The sequence below is a fragment of the Pseudomonas sp. 58(2021) genome (genome assembly GCF_017491585.1).
GTDB classification, from domain to species: Bacteria; Pseudomonadota; Gammaproteobacteria; order Pseudomonadales; family Pseudomonadaceae; genus Aquipseudomonas; species Aquipseudomonas fluorescens_BT.
Window position 1 is genome coordinate 16,359 of record NZ_JAFGYZ010000011.1, and the last position, 9,715, is coordinate 26,073.

The window sequence follows — 9,715 nt, forward strand, 5'->3', positions numbered from 1 at the left end:
TGATGTGACAACAGGGTGGAATTCAAACGCCCTTCTGTGGTGTTCTGTTCGGCAGGAACCGGTAGCTTACTACCGGCTCACATCCATTGAGCAACCTGACGACGAGGTCCGTTTCATGAGCAAGGCGCCTTACGTACCACCCAAGGTCTGGAAACACAGCGCTCCGTCCGGCGGCCAGTTCGCCAACATCAACCGCCCGATCGCCGGGCCGACCCATGACAAGACCCTGCCCGTCGGCAAGCATCCGTTGCAACTGTATTCGCTGGCCACGCCCAATGGCGTCAAGGTCACCATCCTGCTCGAAGAGTTGCTGGCGCTCGGGCACACTGAGGCCGAATACGACGCCTGGCTGATTCGCATCGGTGAAGGCGATCAGTTCTCCAGCGGCTTTGTCGAGATCAACCCGAACTCCAAGATCCCTGCACTGCTCGATCGAAGTGTCGAGCCGGCGATCCGGGTGTTCGAGTCAGGCTCGATCCTGCTTTACCTCGCCGAGAAATTCGGCGCCTTCCTGCCCACCGACCTCGCCGGTCGTACCGAAACCCTGAACTGGCTGTTCTGGCAGATGGGCTCCGCTCCGTATCTGGGTGGCGGTTTCGGGCATTTTTATGCCTATGCGCCGGAGAAACTCCAATACCCGATCGACCGCTTCACCATGGAAGCCAAACGTCAGCTGGATGTGCTCGATCGACGCCTGGCCGAGAGCCCTTACCTTGCCGGCGACCATTACACCATCGCCGACATTGCGGTCTGGCCGTGGTATGGACAACTGGTGCGCAACAACGTGTACGGCGCGGCCGAATTTCTCTCGGCTCACGAATACACCCATGTACAGCGCTGGGCCGAGGACATCGCCAAACGGCCGGCGGTCATTCGTGGGCAGCGCGTCAACCGCACCTGGGGTGATGAAGCGAGCCAGGTGCCGGAACGGCATGAGGCGGCTGATCTGGACTGATCGCTCGCACCCGATAACAAAAACCAGGGGGCGCCCGCATGAACATTCTCTACGACGAACAGATCGACGGCGCCCTGCCGGACGTCGACAAGGCTGTGCTGTTGCAGGCGCTGCAAAACCGGTGGCCCGCACTGGAAATCCTGCATCAGCGCGAGGATCTCAAGCCGTACGAATGCGACGGTTTGTCGGCCTACCGCACCACGCCGTTACTGGTTGTGCTGCCCCGGCATCTCGATGAGGTGCAGGGCGTTTTGCGAATCTGTCATGAGAGAAACGTGCCGGTGGTGGCCCGGGGTGCCGGCACCGGGTTGTCCGGCGGTGCGTTGCCTCTGGAGAAAGGTGTGCTGCTGGTGATGGCCCGCTTCAACAATATCCTGCACATCGATCCGGGCGCCCGCACCGCACGGGTTCAGCCCGGGGTGCGCAATCTGGCGATTTCCCAGGCGGCCTCCCCGTTCGGCCTGTATTACGCGCCGGATCCGTCCTCGCAGATTGCCTGCTCCATCGGCGGCAACGTGGCGGAAAATGCGGGTGGCGTGCATTGCCTCAAGTACGGTCTGACCGTGCACAACCTGCTCAAGGTCGAGATCCTGACCGTCGAGGGCGAACACCTCACGCTCGGCGCCGATGCGCTCGATTCCCCCGGTTTCGACTTGCTGGCGCTGTTCACCGGCTCCGAAGGCCTGCTGGGTGTGATCACCGAAGTCACGGTCAAGTTGCTACCCAAACCACAGACCGCCAAAGTCCTGTTGGCCGCGTTCGATTCCGTGGAGAACGCCGGCCGGGCCGTGGCTGACATCATCGCCGCCGGGATCATTCCCGGTGGCCTGGAAATGATGGACAACCTGGCGATCCGCGCCGCCGAGGCCTTCATCCACGCCGGCTACCCGGTGGACGCCGAAGCGATCCTGCTGTGCGAACTCGATGGCGTCGAAGCCGACGTCCACGATGACTGCATTCGCGTGCGCCAGGTGCTGGAGAATGCTGGCGCAACACAAGTGCGTCAGGCCAAGGACGAGGCTGAGCGCGTGCGCTTCTGGGCCGGACGCAAAAATGCCTTCCCGGCCGTGGGCCGCTTGTCCCCGGATTATTACTGCATGGACGGCACCATCCCGCGCCGCGAACTGCCTGGCGTGCTGCAAGCCATCGCGCAGCTATCCGCCGAATACGGCCTGAGGGTGGCCAACGTGTTCCATGCCGGCGACGGCAATATGCACCCGTTGATTCTGTTCGACGCCAATCAGCCCGGCGAGCTGGAACGCGCCGAAACGCTGGGAGGGAAAATCCTCGAATTGTGCGTGAAAGTCGGCGGCAGCATCACCGGCGAGCACGGTGTGGGGCGGGAGAAAATCAATCAGATGTGCGCGCAGTTCAACAACGATGAGCTGACCCTGTTCCACGCCGTCAAAGCCGCGTTCGACCCCGGCGGGCTGCTCAATCCGGGCAAAAACATTCCGACCCTGCACCGCTGCGCCGAATTCGGCGCCATGCATGTTCATGCCGGGCAACTGCCTTTCCCCGAGCTGGAGCGTTTCTGATGGTCCGAGAAAAGGATGTCGATGACAGCGCCGCGCTGCTCGATCAGGTGAATCAGGCGTTGCAAGACGCCACGCCTCTGCGGATTCAGGGCGCCAACAGCAAGGCATTTCTGGGCCGCATCGTCGCCGGAGAAATCCTCGACACCCGCACTCATCGCGGCATCGTCAGCTACGACCCGACGGAACTGGTGATCACCGCACGTTGCGGTACTCCACTGGCCGAACTGCTGGCGGTGCTGGACGCTTCACAACAGATGTTGCCGTGCGAACCACCGGCCTTCGCCGATGAGGCGACGGTGGGCGGGATGATCGCCAGCGGGCTGTCGGGGCCGCGCCGTCCGTGGTCGGGGTCGGTTCGGGATTTCGTGCTGGGTACACGGATCATCACCGGCCATGGCAAGCACTTGCGTTTTGGCGGTGAGGTCATGAAAAACGTCGCCGGTTATGACCTGTCGCGGCTGATGGTTGGCAGTTATGGTTCGCTGGGGGTGATCACCGAAGTCTCGCTCAAGGTTCTGCCCAAACCACGCGAGTGCCTGAGCATCAGCCTGGAAATGGACAGTGAACGGGCCTTGCAGCGTATGGCCGAGTGGGGGCAACAACCGCTGCCGATCAGCGCCGCCTGCCACGATGGCCAGCGCCTGCACTTGCGTCTGGAGGGTGGTGAAGGCTCGGTGGCGGCGGCCCGTGATCGCCTCGGTGGCGAACTGCTCGATGGATCGTTCTGGACCGACCTGAATGAACAGCGTCTGGGCTTTTTCGACGAAGACCAGCCTCTGTGGCGCCTGTCGGTGCCGAACAACACGCCGCCGCTGGCCTTGGCCGGCCTGCAAATGCTCGACTGGGGCGGCGCCCAGCGTTGGCTCAAGTCAGGGGCGCAAGCGGCACTGATTCGCCAGGTGGTTTCGGCTGTTGGCGGGCATGCAACCTGCTACAGCCATGGTTTGATCGACGCGCCCTTCCACCCGCTGCCACCCGCCCTCCTGCACTATCACCGTCGCCTCAAGCAACAACTCGACCCTCAGGGCATTTTCAACCCCGGTCGCCTGTACGCGGAGCTTTGAGCCATGCAAACCACTCTCAGCGAAAAGGCCCGACGACTGCCCCGGGCCGAAGAAGCCGAAAGCATCCTGCGCACCTGCGTGCACTGTGGCTTCTGCAACGCGACCTGCCCGACCTATCAGTTGCTCGGCGATGAACTGGACGGCCCACGGGGCCGCATCTATCTGATCAAACAGGTGCTGGAAGGCAACGAAGTCACCCGCAAGACCCAACTGCATCTGGATCGTTGCCTGTCCTGCCGCAATTGCGAAACCACCTGCCCCTCGGGTGTGGACTATCACAATCTGCTCGACATTGGCCGCGCCGTGGTTGATGCCGCCGTGCCGCGTCCCATCGGTCAACGCTTGTTGCGTGGAGGTTTGCGTGGCGTGGCGTCGAATCCCGGAGTGTTCAAAGGATTGGTCAGCGCCGGCCAGATCTTCCGTGTGCTGCTGCCTGATACCCTGCAAGCCAAATTGCCGCGCCGCCCCTCTGCAATCGCGCCCCGCCCGGTAACGCGGCATGCCCGTCAGGTGCTGATGCTCGAAGGCTGCGTGCAACCGGGTTTGTCACCCAACACAAACGCGGCGGCAGCACGAGTGCTGGATCGACTGGGGATCAGCATTACTCCGGCGCGAAATGCCGGCTGTTGCGGCGCCGTGGACTATCACCTCGACGCCCAGGGCACGGGACTTGACCGCGCCCGCCAGAACATCGACGCCTGGTGGCCGGCCATCGAACAAGGCGCCGAAGCGATCGTGCAGACCGCCAGCGGTTGCGGCGCGTTCATCAAGGATTACGGGCACCTGCTGTGCGCCGATCCGGCCTATGCCGAGAAGGCGAAAGCCGTAAGTGCACTGGCGAAAGATCTGGTGGAAGTGCTGCGTGAGGAACCGCTCGAGTCCCTTGGTATTCATGCCGACCAGCGCTTGGCGTTCCACTGCCCCTGTACCTTGCAACACGCACAGAAACTCGGCGGCGCAGTTGAGTCGGTGCTGACCCGATTGGGCTTCAACCTCACGACCGTGCCGGACGCCCACCTGTGCTGCGGCTCGGCGGGCACTTATTCGATAACCCAACCCGCGCTGGCCCGGCAACTGCGCGACCAAAAGCTCAATGCACTGGAAAGCGGTCATCCGGAGATCATCGCCACCGCCAATATCGGCTGCCAGGCCCACCTCGACGGCGCGGGGCGAACGCCGGTCAGGCACTGGATCGAGCTGGTGGATGCCAGGTTGCCCGTGTTGAGCGAGGCCTAGGTTTGCTGGCGGTGGTCGAACGATGGGCGAAAAAAAACCGCCTTTGCGGGGCGGTTTTTCGACAAGCCTCAGTTTGCGGCTGGGGCTTTGTGTCTCACGGACAACATTGACGTGCGGGAATACTATTAATCTTTGGTATTCGTTGCAACGTTATTTTGTGTGTTGAACGACGTCACGCAATGACAAGGTCAGCCCTGACGAGGCTGAAAAAAGACTGACAGAAACAACGAATTACAAAACTCATCGAGTCTTTATCCAGGCCCCTCAGAATCACGCCACAAGACAGGTTAATATGCCGACGTTCACTCGCCAGTGCGTCCATGAGGTTTGGCTGGAACCATAACGGTTTCATGCCCTTCGACACGGTTTTGCACCCGTGCCGGAATGATGGCTCGGAGGGATCACAACCGGCCGCCTCATGGACAACATTGACGTGCATGTCCAAAGGCACACATGATCCGGTAAGTGCGCTGGAGGATTGGCCCCCGAGCTGGAGGCCAAAACGTATGAAGCTTTTGCTGCGTACGCTGAGCCTCGTATGGAGATCGTTTCAAGCGTTTCGCTTTTACGAGTTCCTGCGAGACCATTTTGACAACCTGAAGTAACGGTTGTCGAAGCGGGAAAAAGCCCGTTTTGGCTTCGGCTGAAACGGGCTTTTTTGCGCCATGACACTGTCACTTGTAGGATTTTTTATAAAATTGGCCCTGTTCAGCTGTAAGGCATTTCCCTGACATCTGTCATCCCGACATCCCCCTCACCGTCAGTTATGAGCTAATAGCCCCTTCATTAAACCGTCGCTGAAACGTTGTACTAGGATAGGATCCAATTTCCTGATGCGCTGTCGCCGGGCACGGAGCTTCTTTCCGGTGGGCCAGGAATACGAGTACCACACTGCAACTCATGGATGAACGACATGAACTCACAGCTGTTTCCTCACATTGGCAAGGTCATTGCCAGCACTGGCAGCCGACATTTCCCACGGATGCTGCATGACCTGATCCTGACCCAATTGGCGGTGGACGCCACGCACATCCGGCAGATGCGCGTGGAACCGGTGGGACGCTCGCAACCGCGCGTCGAACCCGAATGCATCAAGGAAGCGCCCTTGCCGGCTGAAACGGTGTATTCCGAGTTGAGCACGCAGCCGAATGCCAATGATTTGCCCACTCCCGAACCCTCGACGGTCACCGACGCTTCGCAATTGCACCTGACCCGGCGCAAGGACGGTTACCGCTATGTGATCTCTGTCTACCGTTGCGGTCCGTCAAAACGCTTTTCTGCCCATGAGCGCAGTTTGTTGCAGGATATTTCTCCAGTCCTGCTGCCGATGGTCGAGAAACACATCAACGCCCTGCAACCGGCAAACATTGACGTCCAGGGACAAACCCGGGAGCAGTCGGATTCCACCCTGCTGGGCCTGGAAACCCTGCGCCTGCGCTTTTGCGAGCGTGTGGAGCAACTGGGGCTGAGCCTGTCGAACCGTGAGATGGAAGTCTGTGTCGGCCTGCTCGCCGGGCGCACGGCACCGGAACTGGCCGAACAGTTGCAACTGAAGGTCAATACCGTGGAGAGCTATCTCAAACGCGCAGCCATCAAACTGGGCATCAGCGGACGTCACTCGCTGATGCGCTGGATGTATTCGCCGAAAGACTGCCCGGCAGCCTGCGGTCCGTCGAACGCAGCCTGACCATTCACACACCTGAAACGAAACCGCCCTCCTGTAAAGGACGGCGGTTTTCTCATGCCGGCGTCAATCCCGGGCCAATGCCTCGATCGGATCGAGCCGCGACGCATTGCGCGCCGGCACGAAGCCGAACACGATGCCGATCAGGGTCGAGCAGAACACCGCCGTCAGCACCGAGCTCAGCGAGAACACCATCTCCCACTCCTTGATGAATAGCGAAAACAAGTGGCCGATGGCGTAACTCAACGAAATTCCAATCGCCCCACCCAGCAGACAGACCATCACCGCCTCCACCAGAAATTGCTGACGAATGTCCGACTGCCGCGCCCCGACCGCCATGCGGATACCGATCTCGCGGGTACGTTCGGTGACCGACACCAGCATGATGTTCATCACCCCGATACCGCCGACCACCAGGGAAATCACCGCAATCAGCGACAGCAACAGCGCCAGTGAGCGGCTGGTTTTCTGCACGGTCTGCATCACACTGTCGAGGTTATTGGTGAAGAAATCCTTGGTGCCGTGGCGCTGCAGCATCAGTTTGTTGACGTTGTCTTCCACGATCTTGCTCGGCTGACCGTCCTTGATCCGCACGCTGATGCTGTCCAGGTAACGCTGGCCCAACAGCCGTCCGGCTGCGGTTTCATAGGGCACCCAGACATTGAGCGACTTGCTCGACGAGAAGATGTTTTTGTTCTCTGCCGCGACACCGATCACGGTGCACGGCAGGTTGCCGATCAGGATCACCTGCCCCAGCGGATCGACTCCCTCACCGAACAACCGATGGCGGGTGTTGTGATCGATCACCGCCACCTGCGCCTGGCGCCGGGCATCGCTTTCGCTGAACGCGATACCCGCCTCCATCTTGATTCCGCGTACCTGGAAATACAGATCGCTGACGCCGTTGACCTGCGCATCGAGGTCGATATTGCGGTAGCGCAGCAGCAGATTGCGCCCGACCACCGGCGTCGCGCTGTCGACGTAGTACAACTGATTGAGCGCCGCGACGTCGGCCGGCACCAGGGTTTCGATGGCCGCCGAGCGACTGTCACCGAAACTGGTGCCGGAATAGATATCGATGGTGTTGCTGCCGATGGCCTGAATATCTTTCAGAACGTAGCGCTTGGCCCCCTCACCGATGGCCGAAATCGATACCACCGAGGTGATGCCGATGACGATCCCGAGCATGGTCAGCAAGGTACGCATCCGATGGGAGATCAGCGCGACCCAGGCCATGTTGAACGCCTCCTTGAACAACCCGAGGCTGGCCACCAGACGCCGCGCCGCCGTCGACTTGGGCACCGCGTCCTCGTTGCTCAATGCCGTGCTGTCGCGCTCGTTGCGGCGGTCGCTGAGGATTTCGCCGTCGCTGACTTCAATGATGCGCTCGGCATTGGCGGCAACCTTGGGGTCGTGAGTCACCAGAATCACCGTGTGCCCGGCCGCGTGCAGCTCCAGCAGAATGCGCATCACCTCCTTGCCGCTGGTGGTGTCGAGGGCGCCTGTCGGCTCATCGGCAAGGATCACCTCCCCACCGTTCATCAAGGCCCGGGCGATACTCACACGCTGCTGCTGACCACCCGAGAGTTGACTCGGACGATGGGTCAGGTGCCCTTCCAGCCCCAGACGCGCTAACAGTTCCCGAGCCCGGGCATGCCGTTGTGGTTCCGGCGTACCGGCGTAGATCGCGGGCATCTCGACGTTGTGCATCGCGCTCAAATGCGGCAGCAGGTGGTAGCGCTGAAAGATGAAACCGAAGTAGTCGCGGCGCAGTTCGGCCAGCGCCTGATTGTCCAGATCCCGGGTTTCCCGGCCGTTGATTTTGTAGCTGCCACCCGTGGCGTAATCGAGGCAGCCGAGGATGTTCATCAGGGTCGACTTACCCGAACCGGAGGCCCCGATGATGGCGACCATTTCCCCGGCGTTGATCGTCAGGTCGATGTTTTTCAGCGCCAGAAACTCGCGGTCGCCAGCGGTGAAACTGCGGGTGATGCCGGTCAGTTGCAGCAGAGGTTCGCTCATGCTCATGTCCCTGCCACTTTCGACACCGGATCACCGATCACCACGCGGTCACCTTCGGCGAGGCCTTCGTTGACTTGTACCTTGACGTTGTTGTTGATCCCGGTCTGCACATTGCGCGATTGCGCTTGCCCCTTCGTATCCAGAACTCGCACCGGGAAACTGCCATCGTTGTTGCGCGGCCCCAGTGCCGCCACCGGAATCGTCAGCACCGATTTGGCGGTGTCGAGTACCACCCGCACCTGAGCTGTCATGGAGATCCGCAAACGGTGGTCGGGATTCGGCACCTCGAACAACGCGTTGTAGAACACCGCCGTATTCTGCTTCGGCGTGCCTGCAGGCGGGGTTTCCAGGAAGTTCTGCGGCGCAGGCTCGGTGCCGCGCAGCTTGCCGTAATAACGCTTGTCCTCGCCCAGAATGGTGAAGTACACCTCCTGCCCCGGCGCGATGTGAATGACATCCGCCTCCGACACCTGAGCCTTGACGGTCATGGTGTCCAGGTCCGCGAGTTTCAGCAGGATCGGCGCCAGTTGGTTGGCAATCACGGTCTGGCCTTCCTGAGTCACGATGCCCACCACGTCGCCGTCGATGGGCGCGACGATCCGCGTGTAGGCCAGATTGACCTTGGCGGTGTCGATCTGGATATGCGCGCTTTTGATCTGCGCATCCAGCGACAACAGATTGGCCTGCTGCACCTCGTAATTCGATTGCGCGGTCTCGAAATCCTGCCGCGAAATCGAGGCGTCCTCCTGCAGGTTCTGATAACGCTCATAGAGCGCCTTGGTCTGCCGTAACTGAGCCTGGGTCGCCCGGCGCTGGGCTTGTAGATTTTCCTCATCGACCTGTGCCTGACGCAGGGTGTTCTGCAGCACCAGCGGGTCGATTTCCGCCAGCCACTGGCCCTTCTTGACCTTGTCGCCGACCTTGACCTTCAGCGACTTCAATTGCCCCGAAACCTGGGCACCGACGTCCACCTGCTTGATCCCCTCCAGCAGACCGGTGGCCAGCACTGCGTTTTCAATGTCAGCGCGTTCGACCGTAGCGGTCAGGTATTGCGGTGCCTCGGCCGGCGCCTGCACCGTGTAAAACACCAACCCGGCCACCAGCGTCAAGGCGATTCCCAGACCGACTTTGCGCAACTTCGACTGTTCCATAAATGACCACAATTCCGTTCAGGGTTGAGCCCGGCCAGCGGCCGGGTTCCAGGATAAAAGCTTCA

7 protein-coding genes are annotated in these 9,715 nt (G+C 60.8%); 5 read left to right on the plus strand and 2 right to left on the minus strand.

Annotated features, from left to right (window positions below):
• Nucleotides 1-115: 115 nt before the first annotated feature.
• The 5 genes from yghU to J5M72_RS14380 all read left to right on the plus strand — a co-directional run bounded on the left by yghU (nucleotide 116) and on the right by J5M72_RS14380 (nucleotide 6,480).
• Entirely contained in the window at nucleotides 116-955 is an 840-nt protein-coding gene (gene yghU, locus J5M72_RS14360; RefSeq protein ID WP_207865980.1) for a glutathione-dependent disulfide-bond oxidoreductase, read from the plus strand.
• Between the two features lie 38 nt (nucleotides 956-993).
• Nucleotides 994-2,493, plus strand: a complete 1,500-nt coding sequence (gene glcD / locus J5M72_RS14365) for a glycolate oxidase subunit GlcD (protein WP_207865982.1) — start codon at nucleotides 994-996, stop codon at nucleotides 2,491-2,493.
• A complete protein-coding gene (glcE, locus tag J5M72_RS14370; RefSeq protein WP_207865984.1) occupies nucleotides 2,493-3,557 on the plus strand; it encodes a glycolate oxidase subunit GlcE in 1,065 nt (354 codons plus the stop codon). Before glcD ends, glcE begins: the two co-directional genes overlap by 1 nt.
• A 3-nt stretch (nucleotides 3,558-3,560) precedes the next feature.
• Nucleotides 3,561-4,793, plus strand: coding sequence for a glycolate oxidase subunit GlcF (gene glcF, locus J5M72_RS14375; protein WP_207865986.1), 1,233 nt, complete (start codon nucleotides 3,561-3,563; stop codon nucleotides 4,791-4,793).
• Between the two features lie 913 nt (nucleotides 4,794-5,706).
• Complete coding sequence (locus J5M72_RS14380) at nucleotides 5,707-6,480, plus strand: LuxR C-terminal-related transcriptional regulator (protein WP_207865988.1); 774 nt, start codon at nucleotides 5,707-5,709, stop codon at nucleotides 6,478-6,480.
• Nucleotides 6,481-6,543: 63 nt separating this feature from the next.
• Here J5M72_RS14380 and J5M72_RS14385 read toward each other — a convergent pair whose 3' ends face one another.
• Together J5M72_RS14385 and macA are read right to left on the minus strand one after the other, a co-directional pair.
• Nucleotides 6,544-8,499: a MacB family efflux pump subunit gene (locus J5M72_RS14385; protein ID WP_169429925.1), complete on the minus strand. Its 1,956-nt coding sequence runs from the start codon at nucleotides 8,497-8,499 to the stop codon at nucleotides 6,544-6,546.
• A 2-nt stretch (nucleotides 8,500-8,501) separates the two neighbouring features.
• Nucleotides 8,502-9,650, minus strand: a complete 1,149-nt coding sequence (macA, locus tag J5M72_RS14390; RefSeq protein ID WP_207865990.1) for a macrolide transporter subunit MacA — start codon at nucleotides 9,648-9,650, stop codon at nucleotides 8,502-8,504.
• Nucleotides 9,651-9,715 lie beyond the last annotated feature (65 nt).

What these genes read in the sequence shown, in the direction of transcription:
- macA (WP_207865990.1), bottom strand. Translation starts at nt 9,650, where the DNA reads ATGGAACAGTCGAAGTTGCGCAAAGTCGGTCTGGGAATCGCCTTGACG.
- glcE (WP_207865984.1), top strand. Translation starts at nt 2,493, where the DNA reads ATGGTCCGAGAAAAGGATGTCGATGACAGCGCCGCGCTGCTCGATCAG.
- glcF (WP_207865986.1), top strand. Translation starts at nt 3,561, where the DNA reads ATGCAAACCACTCTCAGCGAAAAGGCCCGACGACTGCCCCGGGCCGAA.
- yghU (WP_207865980.1), top strand. Translation starts at nt 116, where the DNA reads ATGAGCAAGGCGCCTTACGTACCACCCAAGGTCTGGAAACACAGCGCT.
- glcD (WP_207865982.1), top strand. Translation starts at nt 994, where the DNA reads ATGAACATTCTCTACGACGAACAGATCGACGGCGCCCTGCCGGACGTC.
- J5M72_RS14385 (WP_169429925.1), bottom strand. Translation starts at nt 8,499, where the DNA reads ATGAGCGAACCTCTGCTGCAACTGACCGGCATCACCCGCAGTTTCACC.
- J5M72_RS14380 (WP_207865988.1), top strand. Translation starts at nt 5,707, where the DNA reads ATGAACTCACAGCTGTTTCCTCACATTGGCAAGGTCATTGCCAGCACT.